Source organism: Pseudomonas sp. GW821-FHT12A04 (assembly GCF_058807755.1).
The window spans coordinates 275007-300645 of sequence record NZ_JBXAQZ010000007.1 but is presented as its reverse complement, the minus strand read 5'-3'; the positions used below and the strand labels follow the sequence as shown (position 1 = coordinate 300645).

The following is a 25639-nucleotide window of genomic DNA, read 5'->3' as shown; positions in this document are numbered from 1 at the left end:
AACCTCCAAGTTGGCGAAATCATATCGCCCTTAAGAGGTGTCCGGAATTATTAGGCCAGTTCAGCTTGCTCGCGATGAGGTCGACATCAATGTTGATTGTGCCGACCTCATCGCGAGCAGGCTCGCTCCTACAGGGGATTTATGTCGCCAGACTAACCGCGATAGATCAGCTGCGAAGTCTTCGCATTGCGCAGCGTCAGGTGTTCGATCCCCATCCCTGGCACCTCGGCTTCTTCGCGGGCCTTGAGGATCACGCCGTGGTGCGGCGACTTGCTGCACACCGGGTCGGCATTGCTGGCATCGCCAGTCAGCATGAAAGCCTGGCAGCGGCACCCGCCCAGGTCCTTGTGCTTTTCATCGCAGGAGCGGCACGGCTCCTTCATCCACTCATCACCGCGAAAACGATTGAAGCCGAACGAGTCGTTCCAGATGTGCGAGAGGCTGTGCTCGCGCACGTTGGGAAACGCTACCGGCAACTGCCGGGCGCTGTGGCAAGGCAAGGCCGTGCCGTCGGGGGTGATGTCAAGAAACAGGTTGGCCCAGCCGTTCATGCAGGTCTTGGGGCGTTCCTCGTAGTAGTCCGGGGTGACGAAGATCAACTTGCACGGGTGGCCCTGAGCTTCAAGCCGCTGGCGATACTCGTTGGTGATGCGCTCGGCACGCTGCAATTGCTCCCGTGTGGGCAACAGGCCGACGCGGTTGAGTTCAGCCCAGCCATAGAACTGGCACGTGGCCAATTCGACGAAATCCGCTTCCAGCTCCAGGCACAACTCGATGATCTGCGCGATCCGGTCGATGTTGTGCCGATGGGTGACGAAGTTCAGCACCATCGGATAGCCCTGGGCTTTCACCGCACGGGCCATGGCGAGTTTCTGGGCAAAGGCCTTGCGCGAGCCGGCCAGCATGTTGTTCACCGCTTCGTCGGCGGCCTGGAAACTGATCTGGATATGGTCCAGCCCGGCCACCTTGAAGTCGCGCACCTTCTGCTCGGTCAGGCCGATGCCCGAAGTGATCAAATTGGTGTAGTAGCCCATGTCCCGGGCGGCCTTGATCAACTCGGCGAGGTCCTGACGTACCAGCGGCTCGCCACCGGAAAAGCCCAATTGCGCGGCGCCCATGTCCCGCGCTTCGCGGAATACGCGAATCCATTCTTCCGTGCTCAGTTCCTCGCCGTGCCTGGCAAAGTCCAACGGATTGGAGCAATAGGGGCACTGCAACGGACAGCGGTAAGTCAGCTCGGCGAGCAGCCACAGCGGCGGTCCGGGCAGCGCCTCACTCGATCCAGAATTGCGCATGGGCCACCTCCAGAAACGCCAGCACGTCTTCGTCGATCCCGGGTACGCCGGGGAAATTCGCGCTCAATCGATCAATGATCGTCGCCACGCTGCGCTGACCATCCACCAGGTCAAGAATCTGCCCGGCGCTGCTGTTGAGCTTGATCATGCCTTCGGGGTACAGCAGCACGTAGCAATCCTGACGGGGCTCCCATTGCAGACGAAAACCACGACGCAAGGCCGGTGACTGCTGGCGATTGATCAGGCTCACAGGGCGATCCCCCGGTGCCAGACGTTGTCGCCGGTGACCGTGTGATAAGGCGGGCGTGCAAGTTCGTAGGCCATGCTCATGGCATCGAGCATGCTCCACAGCACGTCGAGCTTGAATTGCAGGATCTCCAGCATGCGTTGTTGCCCCTCGGCCGTCACGTAGTGCGCCAGGGTAATGCGCAAGCCATGCTCGACATCACGCCGCGCCTGACTCAGGCGCGTGCGGAAATAGTCGTAGCCGGCGACGTCGATCCACGGGTAATGGGTCGGCCAGGCGTCGAGTCGCGACTGATGGATCTGTGGGGCAAAGAGTTCGGTCAGCGAACTGCTGGCCGCTTCCTGCCAGCAGGCGCGACGGGCGAAATTGACATAGGCATCCACCGCAAACCGCACCCCGGGCAGCACCAGTTCCTGGGAGAGGATCTGCTCGCGATCCAGGCCCACGGCTTCGCCCAGGCGCAGCCAGGCTTCGATTCCGCCCTCGCTGCCGGGGACGCCGTCGTGGTCGAGAATCCGTTGCAGCCACTCCCGGCGCACATCGCGGTCCGGGCAGTTGGCCAGGATGGCAGCGTCTTTCAGGGGGATGTTGACCTGGTAATAGAAGCGATTGGCGACCCAGCCCTGGATCTGCTCGCGGCTGGCGCATCCGGCGTACATCGCTTGGTGGAAGGGATGGTGGATATGGTAGTAGGCGCCCTTGGCGCGCAGGGCGGCTTCGAATTCTGTGGGGGACATGGGGGTGTCAGTCATTTTGTTCTCCGGGAATTTTTGCGGTGCCTGCGCTGGCCCTATCGCGAGCAAGCTCGCTCCCACAGGTGTTCGGTGGGAACACAAATTTCATGTATTGCAGAAATCCATTGTGGGAGCGAGCTTGCTCGCGATAGAGCCTTTGGTTACAGCTCAATACTCATGCCGTCATAAGCCACTTCGATCCCCCGCCGCTCCAGCAAAGCCCGCTCGGCCGAGTCTTCATCGAGAATGGGATTGGTGTTGTTGATATGGATCAGCACCTTGCGCTGGCGATTGAAACCCTCCAGCACGTCAAGCATCCCGCCGGGGCCGCTTTGTGGGAGGTGCCCCATTTCGCTGCCCAGGCTCTGGCCGACTTCGCAGAGACGCATCTCGTCGTCGCGCCACAGGGTGCCGTCCAGCAGCAGGCAATCGGCACGCTGCATCCAGCCCAGCACTTCATCGTCGATTCGGCCAAGGCCAGGCGCATAGAACAGCGAGGCACCGCTGCGCAGGTCTTCTATGAACAGGCCAATGGTGTCGCCCGGTTGCGGGTTGCCGCGATTGGGTGAATACGGCGGCGCGTTGCTCACCAGGGGAATCGCGCGAAATTGCAAATGCTCGCAGGCCGGGATGCCGAACGGCTGGCGATCGAGGCCGACCGGTTGCCATTGCAATCCGCCGTTCCAGTGCTCAAGCATGGTGAACAACGGGAAACCGCTGCTCAGGTCTTGATGCACACGCGCGGTGCACCAAACGTCATGCGGACAGCCTTCGCGCAGGCTGAGCAAACCGGTGCAATGATCGATCTGGCTGTCCAGCAGCACGACGCCGGCGATGGCAGTGTCACGCAATCGGCGCGCCGGTTGCAGCGGCGCAAAACCCTCGAGTTGCGCGCGAATGTCCGGTGAAGCATTGCACAGCACCCACTCCACACCGTCGTCACTCAGGGCAATCGACGACTGTGTACGGCGCTGGGCCCGCAGGCTGCCATTGCGCACACCGGCGCACTGGCGGCAGTTGCAGTTCCACTGCGGGAAACCACCGCCAGCGGCGGAACCGAGAACGCGGATGTGCATGGCGGATGCTCCAGAAGGCAGGCCCGGCCAACGCATCGGCTGGCCGGGTGGTCAATCAACGGTTGGCGAAATACATCGTCACTTCGAAGCCAATGCGCAGATCGGTAAACGCGGGTTTAGTCCACATGGGTCATTCCTCTTCTTGTGCCCGGGTGATTCCGGTAGAGCCATTAATGCACGGGGCGCCGAATGCCCGAATGCTACTTTCGAAGGAGTTTGCGGGGTGATTTGGTAGGGGGTGTTGCGCAGTCATTGGCAACACAAAACCCATGTGGGAGCGAGCTTGCTCGCGATGACGGCGCAACAGTCAACCGAGATGTTGAATGTGCCGGCCTCATCGCGAGCAAGCTCGCTCCCACAGGTTTTTCAGTGTTCTTGCGAGGTTAGAAGAACCCCAGCGGATTGATGTCGTAGCTCACCAGCAGGTTTTTGGTCTGCTGATAGTGGTCGAGCATCATCTTGTGGTTTTCCCGGCCGACGCCGGATTTCTTGTAGCCACCGAACGCCGCGTGCGCCGGGTACAGGTGGTAACAGTTGGTCCACACCCGCCCGGCCTTGATCGCCCGGCCCATGCGGTAGGCGCGGTTGATGTCGCGGGTCCACAGGCCGGCGCCGAGGCCGAACTCGCTGTCGTTGGCAATCGCCAGCGCTTCGGCTTCGTCCTTGAAGGTGGTGACGCCCACCACCGGACCGAAGATTTCTTCCTGGAACACGCGCATCTTGTTGTGCCCCTTGAGCAGGGTCGGCTGGATGTAATAGCCACTGGACAGGTCACCCTCCAGACGTTCGGCCGCGCCACCGGTGAGCAGCTCGGCGCCCTCCTCCTGGGCAATGGTCAGGTACGAGAGAATCTTGTCGTATTGCTGCTCGGACGCCTGGGCGCCGACCATGGTCTCGGTGTCCAGCGGATTGCCGCGCTTGATCTTGACGATCTTCTTCATCACCTCGGCCATGAACGGCTCGTAGATCGACTCCTGGACCAGTGCCCGAGATGGGCAGGTGCAGACTTCGCCCTGGTTGAAGAACGCCAGCACCAGGCCTTCGGCGGCTTTTTCGATGAACGCCGGTTCAGCGTTCATTATGTCTTCGAAGAAGATGTTCGGCGACTTGCCGCCCAGTTCGACGGTGCTCGGGATGATGTTCTCGGCGGCGCAATGCATGATGTGCGCGCCCACCGGGGTCGAGCCGGTGAAGGCGATCTTGGCGATGCGCTTGCTGGTGGCCAGGGCCTCGCCGGCTTCGCGCCCGAAGCCCTGGACGATGTTCAACACACCCGCCGGCAGCAGGTCGGCGATCAGCTCGGCGAAGACCATGATCGACAGCGGCGTTTGTTCGGCAGGCTTGAGCACGATGCAGTTGCCGGCGGCCAGGGCCGGGGCGAGTTTCCAGGCGGCCATCAGCAGCGGGAAGTTCCACGGAATGATCTGCCCGACCACGCCCAGGGGCTCATGGAAGTGATAGGCCGTGGTCAGCTCATTGATCTCGGCAGCCCCGCCTTCCTGGGCGCGGATGCAGCCAGCGAAGTAGCGGAAGTGGTCGGCCGCCAGCGGCACGTCGGCGTTCAGGGTTTCGCGCACGGCCTTGCCGTTGTCCCAGGTTTCGGTGACGGCCAGGACCTCAAGGTTCTGCTCGATGCGGTCGGCGATTTTCAACAGCACCAGGGAGCGGTCCTGGGCCGAGGTCTTGCCCCAGGCGTCGGCAGCGGCATGGGCGGCGTCCAGGGCCTTGTCGATGTCGGCGGCGCTGGAGCGCGGGAATTCGGCGATCACTTCACCGTTGACCGGCGAGGTGTTGGTGAAGTACTCGCCATTGATCGGGGCAACGAACTCGCCACCGATAAAGTTGCCGTAGCGCGGCTTGAAGGTAATGACGGCGCCTGGGGTTCCGGGTTGTTTGTAGATCATGGTGGGCCTCTGTCTGGGTCGATGCCTGTCGTACTGACAGGCGATACGCCGATACTAGAGAGCCCCGCGCGCCAGACGAATGCATCGTTGGCAGGAGGGGCTCTCGTTATTTGGTCGTAGGTTTCACACAAAACACTGTGGGAGCGAGCTTGCTCGCGATGAACCCGAGAACGCCGCGGGGTATCAGGCTTCCAGCGTTATCGTTGACGACCATCGCGAGCAGGCTCGCTCCTACAGGTTTAATGCTTGGCGACGAGGTCCTTGGGCAGCTTGAAGGTCCAGAGCATGCCGCCCTGGTTGAAGTCCTTCACCCGCTTGGCCACTTCGCCGCCCCACAGCGGTACCGCGCCGCCCCAGCCGGAGAGCACCGAGACGTACTGTTCGCCGTCCATTTCCCAGGTCACGGGCGAACCGAGCACGCCAGAGCCGGTCTGGAATTCCCAGACCTTTTCGCCGGTCTTGGCGTTGAAGGCCTGCAGGAAGCCTTCAGGCGTGCCGGTGAACACCAGGTTGCCCTTGGTGGTCAGCACCCCGCCCCACAGCGGCGCGTAGTTCTTGTGGCGCCAGACTTCCTTGCCGGTTTTCGGATCGATGGCCCGCAGCACGCCGATGTAGTCTTCGTTCAACGGCTTGATGGTGAAGCCGGCGCCGAGGAACGCCGCGCCTTTCTTGTAGGCGATACCTTCGTTCCAGATGTCCATGCCCCATTCGTTGGACGGCACATAGAACAGCCCGGTGTCTTTGTTGTAGGCCATCGGCATCCAGTTTTTCGCGCCGAGGAACGCCGGCGCTACGAAGACCGAGCTGCCCTTGGCTTCGGAACCCGGGGCACCGGGACGGCTGGCTTCGTTGTAGATCGGCCGGCCGTTCTTATCCAGGCCGGTGGCCCAGGTGATCTTGTCCACGAACGGGAAGCCACGGATGAATTTGCCGTTGGTGCGGTCCAGCACGTAGAAGAAACCGTTACGGTCGGCAGTGGCCGCCGCCTTGATCTCCTTACCACCTTCGCTGTAGTTGAAGGACACCAGCTCGTTCACGCCGTCGTAGTCCCAACCATCGTGGGGCGTGCTCTGGAAGTGCCACTTGATGGTGCCGTCGTCCGGGTTGAGCGCCAGGCGCGACGAGGAGTAGAGGTTGTCGCCTGGGCGCAGGTGCGAGTTCCACGGCGCCGGGTTGCCGGTACCGAACAGCAGCAGGTTGGTTTCCGGGTCGTAATAGCCACCAAGCCAAGGGGCGGCGCCACCGGTTTTCCACAGATCGCCCGGCCAGGTCTTGCCCGCCTCGCCGCCGGAGATGCCGTTTTCAACCGCTTTGCCGTCCTTGTAGACGTAGCCCATATGGCCTTCGACCGTTGGCCGGGTCCACAGCAGATCACCGTTTTTCGGGTCGTAGGCCTCGATCTTGCCCACCACGCCAAACTCGCCACCGGCCACGCCGGTAATCAGCTTGCCGTTGATCACCAGCGGCGCGGCGCTGATCGAGTAGCCTTCCTTGTGGTCGGCGACTTTCTTGCTCCACACCACCTTGCCGGTGTCCTTGTTCAGCGCCACGAGCTTGGCGTCGAGGGTGCCGAAAATCACCAGGTCGCCATACAGCGCGACGCCACGGTTGATCACGTCGCAGCAAGGGCGGATGTCATCGGGCAGGCGCGCGTCGTATTGCCAGAGTTTCTTGCCGGTGCGCGCATCCACGGCGAATACCCGGGAGTAGGAACCGGTCATATACATCACGCCGTCCTTGACCATCGGCTGCGCTTGCTGGCCACGCTGTTTTTCTCCGCCGAAGGAAAACGCCCACGCCGGGCGCAGCTCCTTGACGTTGTCGACATTGAGAATATCCAGCGGGCTGTAGCGCTGCCCTTGAACGCCGAGGCCGTTGGTCACGACCTGTTCCGGGTTCTTCGGGTCCTGGAGAATGTCCTGGTCGGAAACCCCGGCCAATGCCTGGCCGGACAACAGCATGGCACTGAGCAGCAGGCTCAGGACGAAGGACTGGCGACGTGCGGGTTGGGTCATGACGGCTTCCTCTGCGGATTTTTGTTATGTCCGGAAAATTTTCCCGGTCTGGTGCAGATTCTTGGGCGCCGCTGCCCTGGCAACAATTGCCCGCAATGTGGAGTTTTCTAGTTCCTTGGTACAGGTTCGGAGGAGATGAGCAGCGAACTTTGTGCCATACATAGATCCCCTGTGGGAGCGAGCTTGCTCGCGATGGCGTCGTATCAGCCGACATCAATGTTGACTGTCAGGACCTCATCGCGAGCAAGCTCGCTCCCACAGGGGGGGCTGTGTTTGCTCACTTTTGCGCGGCAGAATCCACCCGCGTCATCTGCCCTCGCTCGTAGCGCGGGTACAGATGACTGACGCTGCGGATCAGTTCATAACGACTCAGGTTGATCCCGGCGAAGCGTTCGGGGATGGGGCTGCGGATCATCTCGGCCATATCACTGCCATTGGCCGCGCCGTCGCGCATGAGCTGATCGAGCCAGGTCAGGTAATCGCGCATCTGCTCGAAGGGTTGTGGATCGCTCGACACCGGCCCATGGCCCGGCACGACCTGTGTCCAGGGCAAGCCTTGCAGGGTCGCGATGTCCGCCAGCCACACCGACAGCCCTGGACTGTTGGGCGTTGTCAGCGCCCGCTGATAAAACACCAGGTCCCCGGCAAACAGCACACCGGTTTGCTGGTCGAGAATAGCCAGATCCGCGCCCGTATGCCCACCCAGGCTCAGCAAGCGCAGATCGTGATTCCCAAAACTTTTCACGCCGGGTGTCAGCGTCTGAGTCGCCAGCACCACTTCGGTGCCACGCATCCAGTCGCCGACCATCCGGTACATATTCTCCGCCATGGCATCGCCTTGCTGGTGCAACAGCTCGCTGGTGCCGGCCAAGGCGCCGATTGGCACGTCGGTGAAGGCTTGATTACCCAGCACATGGTCCGGGTGGTGATGGGTCAGCAAGACCTCGATCACCGGCTTGTCGGTGGTGGCGGCAATGGCCTTGCGCATCGCTTCGCCGTAACGCCTGGACGGCCCGGTGTCGATCACCACCACACCGCGTTCAGTGACGATAAACGCGGTGTTGACGATGTTGCCGCCGTTGGCCTTGGCGAAATTATCGGTGCTGCCTTCCAGCAGCCAGGTGTCCTGGGCGATCCGCCGGGGCTTGAGTGAGTACTCGAGATCGGCCAGGGCCGGCAGACTGACGCTTAACACCATCAACAGGATCCAGCGCATGCCACGCTCCTTAGGGTCAGGGGATCGACGCATCGAACTCATTGCCGCTGTTGTCCCGTAGCAGCAGGCGCGTTTGCCCTGCCCCTTCGATGTCGAAGGCCAGGTTGGGGTTTTCGCTGACCGCGGGGAACAGCTCCAGCCGGGCCAGCACTTGCTCGTTGCGGTCGCGCAGTTCGGCATGGTTGATGAAGAATTCCGGAATGCCGCTGACCATGCCGTTGTCCATGGGATGGGCCACCTGCATACGCAAACGGCTGAACCCGTCCCGGGGATAACGACCACCGAGCACTTCGCCGATGCGCTCCTCCCAGCCCGGTTGAGTCCGCACCACGCTCGGCGCGGTGCAACCGCCACCCGCGGCGTCAATCAGGGTCGAGCCGACATGCCACACGCCGTCGCGGGTCAACACCGCCGCGCGCAAGGGCGTCGCCTGTTCGATGCGAATGCGCAAAGACAGCCACGGCAAAACCGAATTCAGCGGCTGGAAGTCGACGATTTTCGGTAACGGATTCAGCTCTGCCCAGGCGAGGATTTTCACCACCTCGCCATTGAACGCCCGGGCATCGATTTCCAGCGGCACCTGCCGGGCATCTTCGGCAAACGGTGGCGCCAGCAGCTTGACCCGCTCATCGAACACGAACGGCGCATTGCCCAGAAACCGCTGATGGTAGAAGGCCCACATCACCGATGGCACCGGATCCTTGCCGGGATCGATAGCGCCAGCCTGTGCCGCCAGGCTCAACCAGCAGGCCAACAGACAACTCCCTCGCCATTTCATCGCCTGCTCCTTATTGATACATCTCGGGCACGTCGTAACGCAGGCCGTAATGACCGTAGATGGTCTTCACCGAACCGTCGCGGATCAGCGCTTCCAACGCCTCTTCCACGGCATAGGCCAGTTGACGGTTGCTTTCGTGCACCGCCATGCCGATTTCCCAGAGCTGCTTGCCCATGTTCGGGTAGGCATTTTCTGCCAGCGCCACCTGCGGGTCGGCCGCTTCGTGCACCTGCCAGTCGATTTCGCCGCGCATGGCCATCACCGCGTCGACCTCACCGGCCTTCATCGCGGCAAACGCCTGGGGTACGCCCGAATAGTGATGGGTCTTGCCGGCGAGCATGCCGTTGAACACCGAGGTCAGGTAGAACGAGGGCACGCTGTCGACTTCGACACCAATCGGGTGATACTCGAACACCGCGACGCTGGCGACCTTGTCCAGCCTTCGGCGGTCATAGGCCACCTGCCATTGTTCGTTCTGGTACGGACCGAACATCACCACTTGGCCGTTGACCAGTTCGCCGAACTCGTTGCGCTTCTGCGCGTAGTCACGGTCGTAGGGCACGCGCATCATCAGGTCGGCCAGTTGCTGGTTGTGCAAGGCACTGGCACGCCAGATGTAGTCGCGCAGGTCGTCATCGAGTTTTTCCCCGGCCGGTGCCCAGATCAGCGACAGGCGCACACCGAGTGCCTTGGCCAAAGCCTCGGCGAGTTCAACATCGACCCCCTGGGGCTTTCCAGCGCGTTCAAAGCTGTAGGGGGCGAAGTCCTTGTAGACCGCCACCTTCAGCTCCCCGGCGGCGATCATTTCGTCGTAGTTGCGAACCTGCGCCTGCACCGCCTGGCAGCACAGCCACAGAGCGCTGATCAACACCGCGAGCAGGCGCATGGGTCACTCCTCGACGCGCACAGTGTCCAGATAGGTACGCACCGCCCACAGGGCTTCCTGGCTCAGGTAGTCGGCCATCTTCGGCATGTACACCCGACCGTCGCGCACCGCGCCATGGCGCACCCGTTCGGCGAACCATTCATCGCCCGCCTCGCCGACATCGAGCATGCGCAAGTCGGGGGCGATACCGCCGGACTTGGCTTCCAGGCCATGACAGGCCGCGCAGTTCTGGGTATAGGCCGAGGCGCCGATTTCCACTGCCTTGTCGTGTTCCGGGGCGGTGCGATACGGGTTCACCGCGGCCCAGCCATCGGCATCGAGCTGCACCCCGGCGTCCTTGATCGGGGTCAAGCCCTGGGTGGCGACAGCCTGTGGTACCACATTGCCGTGGGCCCAGACGGAACCTGCACTGATCAAACTGGCCAATAGCCCGGTCACGAGCAAGGCGTTGCGTTTTGTTGTCATTGTTATGCCCTCTGGATTGCACGCAAAACCTCTTGGCAGAGGCTATGGCAGCCATCTTAGAAAGCCCTGCGCACAGCCCCCATGCTGCTTTGGTGGTCGCTACCTAGTCCCTTGGTAGTAAGGCGCTGGATGGACACCACCGATACTTTCTGCATATTTCCTCAGCTTCACGGGCTTCCTATGCTGGCGCTACCTGTAATGGAGTGCCCTATGCGCCAGCTCATCCCTTACGCCCTGATCTACCTGCTGGCGATTGCCTGCGCCGCCGGCCTGGCCACCCAGAGTCAGGCCGCCGATGCGCCCTTGCAGGTGCGGATCGGCTACCTGGGTTATCGTCCCGACGCCGGCCCGTTGCTGTCGAACGTCATCCCCGAGCCCACCGATGCCGGGCTGCGCGGCGCCGAACTGGCGATCACCGACAGCAACAGCACCGGGCGTTTTCTCAACCACGGCTACAGCCTGGTCAGCGCCAGTGTCGACAGCCCCGAGGCCTTGCTCGAAGCGGCAAAGGTGCAGCATGAACAGGGCCTGCGCCTGTTTGTGGTGAATGCCCCCGCGACCAGCCTGCGCCAATTGAGTGCGGCACTGCCCGACAGTTTGCTGTTCAACGCCGGCAGCCCCGACGACAGCCTGCGCACCAGCGATTGCCTGCCGAACGTGCTGCACACCTTGCCGAGCCGGGCGATGCTCGCCGATGCGCTGGCGCAGTTTCTGGTGTTGCGCAAATGGCAGCGGGCGCTGCTGATTGTCGGCCCGACCCCGGACGATCAAGCCTATGCCGCCGCCCTGCGCCGCGCGGCCAAGCGCTTCGGCTTGCAACTGGTGGCGGAAAAACCCTGGAGCTTTGATAACGACCAACGCCGCAGCGCCCAGGCCGACATGCCGCTGTTCACCCAGACCGCCGAGTACGACGTGGTGCTGGTGGCCGATGAACGCGGCGACTTCGGCGAATACGTGCCCTACCAGACCTGGTACCCGCGCCCGGTCGCCGGCACCCAGGGCCTGACCCCGGTGGGCTGGCACAAGACCGTGGAAACCTACGGCGCCGCGCAGCTGCAAAAACGCTTTGAAGCCCTGACCGGACGCTGGATGAATGACCGCGATTTCGCGGCATGGATGGCCGTGCGCAGTATCGCCAGCGCTGTGAGCAAACTGCGCCAGGCCGAGCCGATGGCGATCCGTACGCTTGAAATCAGCGATCAGTTGCCGCTCGACGGTTTCAAGGGTCGCAAGCTCAGCTACCGGTCGTGGAATGGCCAGTTGCGCCAGCCGATTCCCATTGTCCAGCCCCGGGCGCTGGTCAGCACCTCACCCCAGGACGGCTTTTTGCACCCGTTCAACGAGATGGACAGCCTGGGTTACGACAAGCCCGAGGTCAGCTGCCGCTTTCCCTGATCCGAACATCACAACAACAAGGAATCCGCCATGCGCCGCACCCTGCTCTCTTGCACCTTGCTGCTCGCCGCTGGCAATGCCGTTGCCAGCACTACCTGGGTCTCCAACGAAAAGGACAACAACCTGAGCCTGATCGACATGCAGACCCTGCAAGTCACCGACACCCTGCCCGTCGGCCAGCGCCCCCGCGGCCTGCTGCTGTCCCATGACAACAAGCTGCTGTACATCTGCGCCAGTGACTCGGACCGGGTCCAGGTGATGGACGTGGCCACGCGCAAGATCATCAAGGAACTGCCCTCGGGCAAAGACCCTGAACAATTCGCCCTGCACCCCAACAATCGCTGGTTGTACGTCTCCAACGAAGACGATGCGCTGGTCACGGTGATCGACACCGAGACCTCCAAGGTACTCGGCCAGATCAACGTCGGCGTCGAGCCCGAGGGTATGGCCGTCAGCCCCGACGGCAAGTGGGCGGTCAACACCAGCGAAACCACCAACATGCTGCACTGGATCGACACCAGCACCCAGACCCTGGCCGACAGCACCCTGGTGGACCAGCGCCCGCGCTTCGTCGAGTTCTCCCCCGATGGCGCGAAGCTCTGGGCCTCGGCGGAAATCGGCGGCACCGTGACCATTCTCGATGTGGCCAGCCGCACCGTGCTCAAGACCCTTAACTTCCAGATCAAGGGCGTGCACCCAGACAAGGTCCAGCCGGTCGGCATCAAGCTCAGCGCCGATGGCAAGTACGGTTTCGTCGCACTGGGCCCGGCCAATCATGTGGCGGTGATCGATGCCAAGACTTACGAGATTCTCGATTACCTGCTGGTGGGTCGACGGGTCTGGCAGATGGCGTTCACCCCGGATCAGAAGCAACTGCTGGCCACCAACGGCGTCAGCGGCGATGTCTCGGTGATCGATGTCGACAGCCTCAAGGTCAGCAAATCGGTGAAGGTCGGGCGCTATCCCTGGGGTGTGGTGGTGACGCCATGAACGCCCTTGAAGTCAGCGACCTGAGCTTTGCCTACGGCTCCCGGGAGGCCTTGCGCAAGGTGAGTTTCAGCCTGGTGCCCGGGCGTTTCGCCGCGCTGCTGGGGCCCAACGGCGCCGGCAAGTCGACCCTGATTGCCCTGCTGACCCGGCTCTATGATCTGCAGCACGGCGAAATCCGCGTCGGTGGCTGTTCATTGCGCAGCGCGGCACGCCCGGCACTCAGGCAATTGGGCGTGGTGTTCCAGCAAAGCACCCTGGACCTGGACCTCAGCGTCGAGCAGAACCTGCGTTATCACGCGGCATTGCATGGCCTGTCCCGGCATCAGACCGACCTTCGGGTCGACGCCGAACTGGCCCGTCAGGCCCTGACCGACCGTCGCCGCGAACGGGTGCGCGAACTCAATGGCGGCCATCGTCGCCGGGTGGAAATTGCCCGCGCCCTGTTGCATGAGCCGCGCCTGCTGCTGCTCGATGAAGCCAGTGCCGGCCTCGACCCGGCGAGTCGCCTGGCGCTCAACCGGCACATTCGCAGCCTGTGTCGCGAGGAGCACATCAGCGTGCTCTGGACCACCCACCTGCTCGACGAAGTACAGCCCAGCGATGACTTGCTGATCCTGCATCAAGGCCGGTTGGTGGCCAGTGGGCAGGCCGACACCCTGAGCCTGGAGCACGGCGGCGATCTCGGCTCGGCCTTCACTCGCCTTACGACATCAGGGGTTGTCCAATGAACGCTTACTGGCAATGCTTGCGCGGTATCGTGCTGCGCGAATGGCTGCGCTTTGTGCTGCAACGCACCCGATTTCTGAGCGCCCTGGTGCGGCCGCTGCTGTGGCTGCTGGTGTTCGCCGCCGGCTTTCGCGCGGCGCTTGGGATCGCGATCATCGAGCCCTACGACACCTACATACCGTACGAGGTCTACATCATTCCCGGGCTGGCCTGCATGATCCTGCTGTTCAACGGCATGCAGGGGTCACTGTCGATGGTCTACGACCGCGAGATGGGCAGCATGCGCGTGCTGCTGACCAGCCCCCTGCCCCGAACCTTTCTGCTGTGCAGCAAACTGGTGGCCACGTCACTGATTTCGTTGTTGCAGGTGTATGCGTTCCTGGCGATTGCCTGGGTCTACGGCGTGCGGCCACCGGCCATGGGCCTGTTGCTGGCGTTGCCGGCCCTGTTGCTGGTGGCGTTGATGCTCAGCGCACTGGGCCTGTTGCTGTCGAACGCGATCCGCCAGCTGGAGAACTTCGCCGGGGTGATGAACTTCGTGATCTTCCCGCTGTTTTTCCTGTCATCGGCGCTGTATCCGCTGTGGAAGATGCGCGAGGCCAGCCAGTGGCTGTATTGGCTGTGCGCGGTGAATCCCTTTACCCATGCGGTGGAACTGGTGCGCTTCGCCCTGTATGAACGCTTCAATCCGCTGGCGCTGGCGGTGTGTGCGGGTTTGACGCTGCTGTTCGCGCTGCTCGCCGTGCTGACCTTCAACCCGCAGCATGCTGCCTTGCGCAAAGCCAGCTAACACCACAATCCCCGGTGGGAGCGGGCTTGCTCGCGAAGGCGGCGGCAAATTCAATAAATAAGTTGACTGACACAACGCTTTCGCGAGCAAGCCCGCTCCCACAGGGGGATCTTCATTGAACAGGGAGAATTACTACTTTAGTACTGGTTTCCCTGTCTATCGTCGCATTCCCAACGCCCCCCGACTGGCATGTAATAGGTCCATAACTATAAGGACTGAACCCATGCCGCGAGCCCGACGTTGCCTGTTGCGCCCTACTCTCGCCGCCCTGTCGCTGGGCCTGCTGCTGAGCACCGCGCAGGCCGACACGGCGCTGTTCTCCACCGACGGCTATCGCATCGGCCTGTACCGCAGCCCGACGCCGGAACAACTGCAAGGCGCAACCATCATCGACACCCCCGCCCTGCAAACCCTGCTCGGCCAAACCCCGCGCCCGGTGCTGATCGACGTCTACCGCCGTCAGTGGCTGCAAGGGCAGTTCATCGAAGACCAGCCCCATGAAAACCTGCCCGGCAGCCATTGGCTGGCCAATACCGGTGACGGTGACCTGACGCCCGCCTGGCAGGATTACTTTTCCCGCAACCTGAAATCACTGACTGGCGGCGACCCGACGCGACCGCTGGTCTTCTACTGCCGCTCCGACTGCTGGTTGAGCTGGAATGCAGTCAAACGCGCAGCCACCATGGGCTATAAGACTCTGTATTGGTATCGCGATGGCCTGGACGCCTGGCAAGCGGCCAATCTGCCGGTTTCGCCAGCCAGCCCCGAACCCTTTCCCTGAGCTTTACGCGTGCGTGTAGTTGCCACACCATAATCAAAATAATGAGGTGAAAGGCCATGTACAAAATCCTGATTGCCGACGATCACCCGCTGTTTCGCGAAGCCATTCACAACGTCATCAGCGACGGTTTTGCCGGCAGCGAAGTGATGGAAACCGCCGACCTGGACAGCGCCCTGGCGCTGACCCAGGAACACGATGACCTGGACCTGATCCTGCTCGACCTGAACATGCCCGGCATGCACGGGCTCAATGGCCTGATCAACCTGCGTAACGAAGCGCCGACCATTCCGGTGGTGATTGTCTCCGCCGAGCAGGACAAACAGATCGTGCTGCAAGCCATCACCTACGGTGCGGTGGGTTTCATCACCAAGTCTTCACCCCGTACCCAGATGACCGATGCCATCCAGCAGATTCTCAATGGCAATGTCTACCTGCCCCCGGACATCATCCGCACCGCCAAAAGCAGCACCCACCGGCGGATGAACGACACCCCGGGCTTCCCGCCCGAACTGCTCCAGGCCCTGACCCGCAAACAACTGCAGGTGCTGGAACGCATGACCAAGGGCGAATCGAACAAGCAGATCGCCTACACCCTGGAAATCGCCGAGACCACGGTCAAGGCCCATGTCTCCGCGATCCTGCGCAAGCTCAACGTGCACAACCGGGTGCAGGCGATCCTGAGTGCCGGGGATATTGATTTCGGGTCTTATCTGCGGCGTTGAGTCAAGACCGCGTCGCTCTCATCGCGAGCAAGCTCGCTCCCACAGGTACGATGCTGTCCCTGTGGGAGCGAGCTTGCTCGCGATAGCGGTGGCAAAAACGCCGGGATCTCAAGGCCGGCCGAGCAAATGACTCATCGCCGTCTTCAGTTTCATCGGCCGCACCGGCTTGTGCATCAGGGTGTGGCCCAGTTCGCGGATCTGCTGCTTGAGTTCATTGCTGTAGTTGGCCGTGATCATCATCGCCGGGACCGGTGACGCGCGCCGGGCATTGATCCGGGCCACGGCGTCGACACCGTTGCGATCGTTGTCCAGATGGTAATCGGCAATCAGCAGGTCGGCCTCGGCGTGGTAGTTGTCCACTTGCCGCGCCAGGTCCTCCTCCGACAGCGCCGTCACCACCCGACATCCCCACCCCTCCAGCAAGGTGCGCATGCCGGCACAGATGGTCGCGTCATTGTCCAGCACCCATATCCGCGCACCGCGCAGGCGCTCAAGCATCGGCTCGCTCATCTGCAACGTCGGTGGCGGTTTCGGCGCGGTGGCGCTCAGCGGTACTTCGACCGAGAACATCGAGCCCCGGCCCGGCCACGAGCGCACATGAATGCGATGCCCGAGGATGCCGGCAATCTTCTCGACAATCGCCAGACCCAGGCCCAGGCCGCGATCCTGATCCGGTCGCTGCACATCACCGCGCTTGAACTCCTGGAAAATCTCCTCCAGGCGATGCTCGGCAATGCCCATGCCGCTGTCCCAGACTTCGATCGTCAGGCACTGATGATGCCGCCGGCAACCGAGCACCACGCGACCACTGTAGGTATAGCGAATCGCATTACTCAGCAGGTTGCGCAGAATCCGGGCGAGCAGCTGGATGTCACTGCGCACCAGCGCCGAACAGCCGATGAAGTGCAGTTGCAGGCCTTCACTGCGCGCCACCTGGGTGTATTCGGCGGCCAGGTTGTCCAGCAGCTCACTGAGGGCGAACGGCGCAATGTCGGCTTTGATCACCCCCGCATCGAGCTTGGAAATATCCACCAGGGTGCCGAGCAGGTTTTCCACGTCTTCCAGGGAATTGCTCACGTTGCGCACCAGAATTTCGCTGGACATCGGCTCGCGCCGCTCCAGCAAGGCACTGGTAAACAGCCGAGCGGCATTCAACGGTTGCAGGAGGTCATGGCTGACGGCGGCGAGGAACTTGGTCTTCGACAGGTTGGCGTGCTCGGCTTCCTGCTTGGCCTCGCGCAAGCGTGACTCGACCAGGCGACGCTCATCGATCTCGCGCAGCAGTTGGTCATTGAGGGTAGTCAATTCCGCCGTGCGCTCGCGTACCCGCAGCTCAAGGTTCTGATAAGCCTGATGCAACGCCTCGGCGGTGCGCCGGCGTTCGGTAATGTCGCGGATCAGCACGAAAATCCCCACCACCTCGCCACTGGCCAGACGGTTGGGCACATAGGAGCGCAGCATGTAGCGCTCCTGATTGTTGACGTTGGTTTCGGCGAATTCGAACGTCACGCTCTCGCCCGCCAGCGCCCTGGCCACGTAGGACTCCAGCCGCTGGTAATGCTGTTCGCTGTGCACTTCGCGCAGGCTCTGGCCGAGCATCACGCCGCGGGGCCAGCAGTACCACTCTTCGTAGACCTTGTTGGTGAACTCGTAGACCAGGTCGGCATTGAGGTAGGCAATCAATGCAGGTACGTGATCGGTGATCAGGCGAATCCAGTGCTCGCTTTCACTCAGCGCCTCGGCGTGCTGATAGCGTTCGGTAATGTCGGTGAAGGTGTTGACGAAGCCGCCGGCGGGCAACGCATGGGTGCGGATTTCCAGGACCCGGCCATCGTACAGGCGCTGTTCGCATTCGCGTACCGGTCGTCCGTTGCCATCGCGACTGGCCGGGGTCAGCAGGTTCAACTCGCTGTCGGCGATTACTTCGGCAAACGGGCGATGGGCCGCCACGGGCGCCAGGCCGCTCAACTCCAGGAAACGCCGGTTCCACAACTCCAGAATGCCCTCGGCGCTGACCATCGCCACCCCTTGGGACAGGTTGTCGACCGCCCGTTGAAGCAGATGCGACTTCTGCGCCACCGCCTGTTCCCGGCGTACGGTTTCGCTGAGTTTGACGTCGGTAATGTCGGTGAACAGAATCACCCGCCCCCCTTCCTGGGTCGGCCGCTCGCTGACTTGCAGCCAGCGCCCGTTCTGCAGGCGGTAAAGCAGGTTTTCGTCGGCATGCCCGCGTGGCTCTTCGGTGAACAGGCCGTTGTTCATCATCAGCCGCTTGACCTCGGTCAGGCGCATGCCGGCATTGATCCGCACCCGGCTGTTGCTCCAGAACGCCTTGAACCGACTGTTGAACAGCACGATGCGCTGCTCGGCGTCGAACAGGACGAAGGCGTCGGAAATGCTTTCGATGGCATCGATCAGGTGTTGATGCGCCGTTTCCGCGCGCAGGCGGGCTTCGCTGAGCAAATGATTACCGGCCTTGAGTTCGGCCATGGCCTGGTTCAGGGCATCGGTGCGTTCGCGCACCTGCTCGGCCAGCACCACCGAATGCTGGAATGCCGCGTACGGATCGTTGCCGCGGGTCACCCCGGACTCGACCCGTTCGATCAGCGCACCATTGATGCGCTGCAGTTTATGGTTTTCCAGGCGCAGCCTGGCCAGCTCGGCCTGCAGCTCAGCGATGTCCTGGGGCGCGGCCACGGGCAATGGCAACGCCGGTGAAGGTCTGGTTGATGTGCATGCCATTGAACTGTTCTCCGTAGGTGTTGAAACCCATCACCCGTTGCTCACGCAAAAACGTGCCGATCTGATCAAGACTGCCGTCGTCTTCGAGTTCCAGACGCCGCAGGAAACAGTCGCAACCGATGGTCAGCAGCAAATCACCCAGGCGCTCCTGCAAACCCTCGAACAGGCTCTGCAGGTTCGGCAGCATCGGCCCCGGAGTCATGGCGGTGAGGACGATGCCGTTTTCCACGGCGCAGTAGAAACTCAGGCTCAGGTCCGGATGCACCTGCTGTATGGCCCGCACGTAGTACTGCTGGTTGATCCGCACTGCCAACGGGTGCGCGGCGAAGACCCGGTGATCGAGTTGCGCCACCGGCACGCCGATGTGCCGGGCGTACTCGGCGGCGGCCGGCTCGGCATTGAGTTCGAAGACCCGGCGCAAAGTGCTGTCGGCCCCTGTGACCACCAGCTTTTCGGCGCGGGGCAGCACGTGGTGGGTGGTGAACACCTCGAAATCCAGCCAGGTATTGACCAGCACCACCACGGCCGCGCCGCTGTGGAACTCGCCATCGAAGTACACATGGGTATGGGTCAGGTAGTTATCGTCGCCGGCCGAGCCGCCGAAATGCGGAATGTCGCCCAATGCCGCGCTCAAGGCCGCCAGGACCATTTCTTCACGGCTGGACAGGCCGTCGAGCAAGGTCAGGGCAAAGCTGTTGCCCTTGATCGGGGCCAGGGTGTTGCTGCGACAGCCACTGACCAGGCGCTCGACCATTTGCTGGGCGTCGATCAGGCTGAAGTGCTCCATCTGGTCGATCAGCTCGATCGCGATGGAAAAGTGCCGATGATCGAAACCCACCGCCGTCACGCAATTGCGTCCGTAGCCCAGCGGGGTGATTTCCCCGGCGCTGGTGCAGCCCGCCAGGCGAATGCCGCCGAAGCTTTGCTGCAAGGCCTGCCCCAGCGCCTGCAAGTCGTACTCGGCGGAACAGAAGAACAGCACGAACCCCAGGTGCGGGTGCAACAACTGTCGTGCCAGTTCCTGCGCGACCTGCCGGGCATCAGTGGCCTGGGACATCGCACTGACGATTCCTTCGTTCTGGACCGACTGCATCGTCACCTCCGGCAGGTGCGTGTGTATGAGGCACGAGTGTACGAAGTCTGTGAGGTGCGACGAATGCTACTTGGGTAGCGGGTAGCCGCTTCGATGGGATGAGACGGTTGGCGACCCTCGCCGCGATGCGCACGGCCAGGGCCACCTCCCGGGGTTACCAGGTCAGCACCGCACCCACGGCAAAGGTGTCGGTGTCTTCGTTCTGCTCATCGGTGTCGTGGCCATTGATTTCAAACTGGTTGTACTCGGCCACCAGCTTGAGGTTGTCGTTCACGTCATGGAACAACGCGATGCCGCGGGTCTCGTAGTCCGCGCCGCTGCCGACCACGCCGTTGCCATCGTCATTGGTCTTGCCATAGGACAAGGCCAGGCGGTTCTTGCCCAGTTTGTAGGAGCCCTGCATCAGGTAGCCGTCGCTGTCGACATTGCGCAGGGTCGGCTCGCCGGCATTGTTGGTGAAAAACGGGTTGATGCCCTTGGCCTGGAAACCGGAGCCGGTGAGGGACAAACCGCCCATCTTCGCCTGCACGCCATAACCGACACCCTTGGAGGTGACGGTCTCGACCGTGGAATCAGTGTTGTCCGAGGTCTGGTAGCTGCCGTTGACCCAGCTGTAGATCTTTGCCCCCGCCAGGTCGAATTGATAGGTGACTTCGCTCTCGGTACGCGGGTTTTCCTGATAGGCCTTGCCCGTCGGGCTGCTGTCATTGGTGTCCACCGGGTCCATGATGCCGACCGCCACGCGCAGACCGTCCATCACCGGGGTTCGATAGGTTATCTGCGAGGTCGGGAACGGATACGGATAACCGGTGCCGATGTTGCCGAACGACACCCCGCCGCCATCCACCAGCCCCAACGTATCGCTGACCTGACCGTAACCGGCGAGCATTTCGTCGAGCAGGATGTTGGATCGGGCGAACAGCCCGAAGTCCTTGCCGATCAGCACCTCGCCCCACTCCGGGTTGGCCACGGTGCCGAAGAACTGCCGCACATCGATGGCGGTGTCGGTGCCGTTGGTTTCGCTGTCGTTGATGGTGACCCAGAACGAGGCACGGGCGCCGAGCTTGAGGTCGTCTACCTGCTTGCCCATGTTGAACCCCAGGTAGTTGGGCAGGAACCCCATCTTGACCCGCGACTGTCGACGGTCGAACTGATCGCCGGCGCGATCGACATCGCTGTTCACGTAGAAGACGTTGATGTAGCCGTCGGTGGAGAACGTGGTCTGGTCCTTGTCGTACAGCATGATATCCGCCTCGGCCAGCGGGCTCAGGCCAAGGGCGGACAGGCTGGCGATGAAGGCAGGCAGAAAACGATGCGTGACGTTCTTATTGTTGTGCATGGCGCGCTCCGAAACGGGGGACTGAGTGTCGGAGGCGATTATCGAAACCTGACGGGCGGCGCCATACGCTGCCTTGGGGCTGGTTTTCAGGTGCTTTGGATTGGCTGGCGGTGTGTGACCACTACGGTGTAAGACCGCGCGTCGGTGAGGCTCGCCACTAAGGGTGTAGGCCTGTGGACCCCACTGGCGTCCACAGGAACCGGTACCGGTCAGCCGTTGGCCCTGAACAGCATGTAGGCGGCGACCACGACGCAGACGCTGGCGAATCCGACCTGCAACGCCCGCGCCGGCACCCGGGCGCAGAGCTTGCGGCCGATGATCATGCCGACGATGCTGGAGACGATGAAGGCAATACCCGAATCGTCGATGCGCACCCCGGCATGGAACGCGCCGATCACGCCGATGCCGGAAATCAGGCTGATCACCATCAGCGACGTGGCGATGATCCCGCGCATCTGCACGTCGGTCAGTTGCTTGAAGGCCGGGACAATCAGAAAGCCGCCGCCCACCCCCAGCAATCCAGAGACCACGCCGGTTACTGCCCCGAGCGCGGCGAGGGTCGCGGTGCATTTGGCGGTCCAGGAAAAGCGCCCGGTCTGTTGATCGAGCATGCAGTTCTTCTGGCCCCAGTTGGCCTGACCATGGTCGCTGGGACCCTCGTCCTTGCGCTCGCGGCGCAACATCCGCCCGGCCACCATGACCATCAGCAGGCTGAACAGGATCATCAGGATTTTTTCCGGCAACTGGTGGGCAAAGTAGATGCCTATCGGCGAAAACACCGCACCCAATGCCGCGATCAGCAGCGCTGCGCGATAACGCACCAGGCCATGGCGCAAGCCGTCGATGGCACCGACCGCTGCCGCACTGCCCACCGCGAACAACGCCACCGGAGCGGCCTGGGTCATGCTCCACCCCAACCCCAACACCAGGGCCGGGACCGCAAGGATACCGCCACCGGCGCCCGTCAAGCCGAGCACCAACCCCATCACTACACCAAACAGACTTGCCAGCAACATACGGAGTTCTCAGTCGACCCTGGACACACGTGTCAGCCACTCGCGGCCCTTGAGCATACCGTTCCAGTAGAACCACGGTAGCAGTGTCGCCTTCAGCCACCACGCCGAGCGGCGCGGGATCGTCGGGTCAAGGGGAAAGGTCGGCAGCAACTTGCCCGCGTACCCGAACTCGGCAAGGATCACCTTGCCCTTCTCCACCGTCAGCGGACAGGAGCCATAACCGTCGTACTTCAGCGGCAGCGGCTGTTGCTTGCGCAAGGCCAGCAGGTTTTCCGCCACCACCACGATCTGCTTGCGCACCGCCGCAGCAGTTTTTGCATTCGTGGTGCCGCAGATGTCACCCAGCGCGAACACGCCTGGATAGCGCGGATGTTGAAGGGTGTGGGGATCGACCTCGCACCAGCCGGCAGCGTCGGCCAGCGGACTTTGGGCGATGAAGTCCGGGGAGACTTGTGGTGGCACGACATGCAGCAGGTCAAAGGTTTTTGCCTGGCGGGTAACATTGCCATCGGCATCCTTGACGTCGAACCACGCGGTTTTCGCCGGGCCGTCGACCTTGACCAAATTCGAATTGAACGCCAACCGGGCTTTGTACTTTTCGATGTACTTCATCAGTGGCGGGACAAAGGTCGGCACTCCGAACAGTGCCGCGCCCGCAAGATTGAACTCGACGTCGATGTTGTTCAGCACACCGCTCTTGGTCCAATGATCGCAGGACAGGTACAGCGCCTTTTGTGGCGCTCCGGCACATTTGATCGGCATGGCCGGCTGGGTGAACAGCACCTTGCCGCCGCGCAATGTCTGCACCTGGTCCCAGGTGTAGGTCGCGTGCCGATAGCTGTAATTGGAGGTCACGCCGTGCTGGCCGAGGGTGTCCTCCAGGCCTTCGATTTTCTCCCAGGCCAGGCGCAGGCCGGGGCAGACCACCAGGTTTTGATAGCCGACCGTACGCCCGTCACCGAGGGTGAGTTGGCGCTTGTCGGGATCGATGCCCGTCACGGCAGCCTGCAGCCAATGGGCCCCGCGCGGCATCACCGACGCCATGGGCCGCACGGTGTTTTCCACGTTGTAGGCACCACCGCCGACCAGCGTCCAGGCCGGTTGATAGTAGTGCCGGGAGTCGGGTTCGATCACGGTGATGTTCAGATGCGGGCTACGCTTGAGCAGGCTGGCGACAAAGCCGATACCTGCCGTGCCGCCGCCGATGACCACGATATCTGCACTGATGGATGGGCCCCAGTGTTGATCGTTCATTGCTTGTTCCTTTTGCTGCACGCAAGGATTGTTACGAGTCAAACCAAAAACCTGTGGGAGCGGGCTTGCCCGCGATGGCGTCAGGTCAGTCGCCATTAATGTTGGATGTGCCGGCCCCATCGCGAGCAAGCTCGCTCCCACAGGTTCGGTGTGTTGAATAAGATCAAGGTTGAACCCAGCTTTTGAGCACCGCCCCGCAGTACAGCCCGGAGAGGGTTTTCATCACCTGGATCACTTCGTGACTGGCGAGACCGTAAAAAATGTACTTGCCTTCACGACGGGTGGCGACCAGTCCTTCATCGCGCAGGATCCCCAATTGCTGGGACAGGGTCGGTTGGCGCACGCCGGTCATTTTTTCCAGCTCGCCTACGTTGCGTTCGCCCTGGGTCAGCTGACACAGGATCAACAGGCGATCCTCATTGGCCAGGGCCTTGAGCAGCGCACACGCCTTGGAGGCCGAGGCGCGCAGTTGGGCGACTTCACATTCGGTCAGACTGGATTGCATTTGCAGGATGCCTTCAACGTCACTTAAGCTGTAAACATTATGTTTAAACATATAATGTTGCAACCCATGACTGAAATTTCGCCGCCTGACTTTTCCAACCCTGCACAGGTTCGTGTCCATGCCCGCACTGATTGAAGCTTTCCTCGACCCCGCCTCCTCGACCTACAGTTATGTGGTTTATGAGGCTGATGGCGGGCAGTGTGCGATTGTCGACCCGGTGCTCGACTACGACGGTGCCGCCGGACGCACCGCGACGACCCAGGCTGACAAAATCATCACCTTCGTCCGTGCCCACAAGCTGCAGGTGCAGTGGCTGCTGGAAACCCACGCCCATGCCGATCACCTGTCCGCCGCGCCGTACCTGCGCAGGGAGCTTGGCGGCAAAATCGCCATTGGCGAGTCAATCAGCAAGGTCCAGGACGTGTTCAAGACGCTGTTCAATCTGGAGCCATCCTTTCGCGTCGACGGCTCCCAGTTCGATCACCTGTTCGCCCCCAACGAATCGTTCATGATCGGCAACCTCAAGGCGACCGCCCTGCACGTGCCCGGCCATACCCCGGCGGACATGGCCTACCTGGTCGACAGCGATGTGATTCTGGTGGGCGACACGATGTTCATGCCCGACGTCGGCACCGCCCGCTGCGATTTCCCGGGCGGCAATGCCAACCAGATGTTTGCCTCGATCCAGAAACTGCTGGCCTTCCCCGCCAGCGTGCGGCTGTTCGTCTGCCACGACTACCCGCCCAATGGCCGCGCGCCCCAATGCATGACCACCGTCGGTGAACAACGCAAAAACAACATTCATGTACATGACGGGATCGATGAAGCCGCGTTCGTGGAAATGCGTACACGACGTGATGCAGGGCTGGGCATGCCGACACTGTTGCTGCCGGCGATCCAGGTGAATGTGCGGGCGGGGAATTTGCCGCCGGCCGAGGACAACGGCGTGACCTACCTGAAAATCCCTCTGAACAAATTCTGACCCTGTAGGAGCGAGCTTGCTCCGGGCGGCGTTCCGACGATGGACTTGAGGGCAACGCGTTTATCCAGAAGACTCGCGTTATCGTTAACGTCCATCGCGAGCAAGCTCGCTCCTACAGAGTAATCGTGTCAGTTGCCCAAAGTCAGGCCATTGGCCGGCAACGGCAGCGCAGTCTTGTACCGCACCTGCTTGAGCGCAAAGCTCGAACGGATGTTCGCCACCCCCGGTACCTTGGTCAGAAAGTCCATCATGAAGCGCTCCAGCGACTGGATGGTCGGCACCAGCACGCGGATCAGGTAGTCCGGATCGCCGGCCATCAGGTAGCACTCCATCACCTCGGGGCGATCGGAAATCGCTTCTTCGAAATGCTGCAACGCCTCCTCCACCTGCTTCTCCAGGCTGACGTGAATGAACACATTCACATGCAGCCCCAACAGATCGGCATCCAGCAGCGTCACTTGCTCGCGAATCACCCCCAGTTCTTCCATGGCCTTGACCCGGTTGAAACACGGCGTGGGTGACAGGTTCACCGAACGCGCGAGGTCGGCGTTGGTGATGCGCGCATTCTCCTGAAGGCTGTTGAGAATGCCGATATCGGTACGGTCCAGTTTGCGCATGAGACAAAACCACCTGTTTTTTATGTTTATGCAGGTTTTTTATCTGCAAATGATCTTTAGCGCAACGAAAC

The 25639-nt window shown here is 61.9% G+C and carries 25 protein-coding genes; 7 read left to right on the top strand and 18 right to left on the bottom strand.

All coding sequences use genetic code 11. The features are described 5' to 3' along the window. Positions 1–152: 152 nt before the first annotated feature. From pqqE to pedF, 11 genes are all read right to left on the bottom strand, one after another. Positions 153–1295, bottom strand: coding sequence for a pyrroloquinoline quinone biosynthesis protein PqqE (gene pqqE, locus AC1RS8_RS13775; RefSeq protein ID WP_340316186.1), 1143 nt, complete (start codon positions 1293–1295; stop codon positions 153–155). Next, positions 1273–1545 (bottom strand): pyrroloquinoline quinone biosynthesis peptide chaperone PqqD, encoded by a 273-nt coding sequence (pqqD, locus tag AC1RS8_RS13770; protein ID WP_218498248.1) that lies wholly within the window; start codon positions 1543–1545, stop codon positions 1273–1275. Before pqqD ends, pqqE begins: the two co-directional genes overlap by 23 nt. After that, positions 1542–2294 carry a pyrroloquinoline-quinone synthase PqqC gene (gene pqqC / locus AC1RS8_RS13765; protein WP_340316184.1) on the bottom strand — a complete coding sequence of 251 codons (753 nt, stop codon included), beginning with the start codon at positions 2292–2294 and terminating at the stop codon, positions 1542–1544. Before pqqC ends, pqqD begins: the two co-directional genes overlap by 4 nt. Before the next feature lie 143 nt (positions 2295–2437). After that, the gene (gene pqqB, locus AC1RS8_RS13760) at positions 2438–3352 is read right to left on the bottom strand and encodes a pyrroloquinoline quinone biosynthesis protein PqqB (protein ID WP_489340485.1); all 915 of its coding nucleotides are present in this window, start codon (positions 3350–3352) and stop codon (positions 2438–2440) included. A gap of 55 nt (positions 3353–3407) precedes the next feature. Next, the gene (gene pqqA / locus AC1RS8_RS13755) at positions 3408–3479 is read right to left on the bottom strand and encodes a pyrroloquinoline quinone precursor peptide PqqA (protein ID WP_003253598.1); all 72 of its coding nucleotides are present in this window, start codon (positions 3477–3479) and stop codon (positions 3408–3410) included. 256 nt (positions 3480–3735) lie between these two features. After that, on the bottom strand, positions 3736–5256 hold the full coding sequence (gene exaC / locus AC1RS8_RS13750) for an acetaldehyde dehydrogenase ExaC (RefSeq protein ID WP_218498250.1): 1521 nt from the start codon (positions 5254–5256) through the stop codon (positions 3736–3738). Positions 5257–5495: 239 nt separating this feature from the next. Next, positions 5496–7271 carry a PQQ-dependent methanol/ethanol family dehydrogenase gene (locus tag AC1RS8_RS13745; protein ID WP_057715194.1) on the bottom strand — a complete coding sequence of 592 codons (1776 nt, stop codon included), beginning with the start codon at positions 7269–7271 and terminating at the stop codon, positions 5496–5498. A gap of 277 nt (positions 7272–7548) precedes the next feature. Beyond that, entirely contained in the window at positions 7549–8487 is a 939-nt protein-coding gene (locus tag AC1RS8_RS13740; protein ID WP_489340484.1) for a quinoprotein relay system zinc metallohydrolase 1, read from the bottom strand. Positions 8488–8503: 16 nt separating this feature from the next. Beyond that, positions 8504–9265, bottom strand: coding sequence for a quinoprotein dehydrogenase-associated SoxYZ-like carrier (locus AC1RS8_RS13735; protein WP_090454968.1), 762 nt, complete (start codon positions 9263–9265; stop codon positions 8504–8506). A 10-nt stretch (positions 9266–9275) separates the two neighbouring features. Beyond that, on the bottom strand, positions 9276–10151 hold the full coding sequence (locus AC1RS8_RS13730; protein ID WP_489340483.1) for a substrate-binding periplasmic protein: 876 nt from the start codon (positions 10149–10151) through the stop codon (positions 9276–9278). A 3-nt stretch (positions 10152–10154) separates the two neighbouring features. Beyond that, a complete protein-coding gene (gene pedF, locus AC1RS8_RS13725; RefSeq protein WP_057715198.1) occupies positions 10155–10616 on the bottom strand; it encodes a cytochrome c-550 PedF in 462 nt (153 codons plus the stop codon). A 210-nt stretch (positions 10617–10826) separates the two neighbouring features. Between pedF and AC1RS8_RS13720 the strand changes: the two genes are divergently transcribed. The 6 genes from AC1RS8_RS13720 (at position 10827) to AC1RS8_RS13695 (ending at position 16020) form a co-directional block, all read left to right on the top strand. After that, positions 10827–12011: an ABC transporter substrate-binding protein gene (locus AC1RS8_RS13720; RefSeq protein WP_493162859.1), complete on the top strand. Its 1185-nt coding sequence runs from the start codon at positions 10827–10829 to the stop codon at positions 12009–12011. Between the two features lie 30 nt (positions 12012–12041). Beyond that, a complete protein-coding gene (locus AC1RS8_RS13715) occupies positions 12042–13001 on the top strand; it encodes a YVTN family beta-propeller repeat protein (protein ID WP_489340481.1) in 960 nt (319 codons plus the stop codon). Next, positions 12998–13729: an ABC transporter ATP-binding protein gene (locus AC1RS8_RS13710; protein ID WP_489340480.1), complete on the top strand. Its 732-nt coding sequence runs from the start codon at positions 12998–13000 to the stop codon at positions 13727–13729. Before AC1RS8_RS13715 ends, AC1RS8_RS13710 begins: the two co-directional genes overlap by 4 nt. Then, a complete protein-coding gene (locus AC1RS8_RS13705; protein WP_057715202.1) occupies positions 13726–14517 on the top strand; it encodes an ABC transporter permease in 792 nt (263 codons plus the stop codon). The genes AC1RS8_RS13710 and AC1RS8_RS13705 overlap by 4 nt, the downstream gene beginning before the upstream one ends. A 223-nt stretch (positions 14518–14740) precedes the next feature. After that, positions 14741–15298 (top strand): PQQ-dependent catabolism-associated CXXCW motif protein, encoded by a 558-nt coding sequence (locus tag AC1RS8_RS13700; protein WP_057715203.1) that lies wholly within the window; start codon positions 14741–14743, stop codon positions 15296–15298. Between the two features lie 56 nt (positions 15299–15354). After that, positions 15355–16020 carry a response regulator transcription factor gene (locus AC1RS8_RS13695; protein WP_154860163.1) on the top strand — a complete coding sequence of 222 codons (666 nt, stop codon included), beginning with the start codon at positions 15355–15357 and terminating at the stop codon, positions 16018–16020. A gap of 108 nt (positions 16021–16128) precedes the next feature. On the opposite strand, the gene nahK is transcribed toward AC1RS8_RS13695, so the two are convergent. From nahK to AC1RS8_RS13665, 6 genes are all read right to left on the bottom strand, one after another. After that, positions 16129–18723: a hybrid sensor histidine kinase/response regulator NahK/ErcS' gene (nahK, locus tag AC1RS8_RS13690; RefSeq protein ID WP_489340617.1), complete on the bottom strand. Its 2595-nt coding sequence runs from the start codon at positions 18721–18723 to the stop codon at positions 16129–16131. Continuing rightward, positions 18692–19855: a nitric oxide-sensing protein NosP gene (nosP, locus tag AC1RS8_RS13685; RefSeq protein ID WP_090454961.1), complete on the bottom strand. Its 1164-nt coding sequence runs from the start codon at positions 19853–19855 to the stop codon at positions 18692–18694. The genes nahK and nosP overlap by 32 nt, the downstream gene beginning before the upstream one ends. A 154-nt stretch (positions 19856–20009) precedes the next feature. Next, complete coding sequence (locus AC1RS8_RS13680; RefSeq protein ID WP_489340479.1) at positions 20010–21194, bottom strand: porin; 1185 nt, start codon at positions 21192–21194, stop codon at positions 20010–20012. A gap of 209 nt (positions 21195–21403) precedes the next feature. Further along, positions 21404–22210 (bottom strand): sulfite exporter TauE/SafE family protein, encoded by an 807-nt coding sequence (locus tag AC1RS8_RS13675; protein ID WP_349733852.1) that lies wholly within the window; start codon positions 22208–22210, stop codon positions 21404–21406. Positions 22211–22219: 9 nt separating this feature from the next. Then, entirely contained in the window at positions 22220–23464 is a 1245-nt protein-coding gene (locus AC1RS8_RS13670) for an FAD/NAD(P)-binding oxidoreductase (RefSeq protein ID WP_223502127.1), read from the bottom strand. A gap of 163 nt (positions 23465–23627) precedes the next feature. Then, positions 23628–23969 carry an ArsR/SmtB family transcription factor gene (locus AC1RS8_RS13665; RefSeq protein WP_007976596.1) on the bottom strand — a complete coding sequence of 114 codons (342 nt, stop codon included), beginning with the start codon at positions 23967–23969 and terminating at the stop codon, positions 23628–23630. Positions 23970–24087: 118 nt separating this feature from the next. On the opposite strand from AC1RS8_RS13665, the gene AC1RS8_RS13660 reads away from it, so the two are divergent. Further along, the gene (locus AC1RS8_RS13660; RefSeq protein ID WP_489340478.1) at positions 24088–24951 is read left to right on the top strand and encodes an MBL fold metallo-hydrolase; all 864 of its coding nucleotides are present in this window, start codon (positions 24088–24090) and stop codon (positions 24949–24951) included. 128 nt (positions 24952–25079) lie between these two features. Here the strand turns inward: AC1RS8_RS13660 and bkdR are convergent, their stop codons facing one another. Further along, the gene (bkdR, locus tag AC1RS8_RS13655; RefSeq protein WP_007976593.1) at positions 25080–25568 is read right to left on the bottom strand and encodes a Bkd operon transcriptional regulator BkdR; all 489 of its coding nucleotides are present in this window, start codon (positions 25566–25568) and stop codon (positions 25080–25082) included. Between the last annotated feature and the right edge of the window lie 71 nt (positions 25569–25639).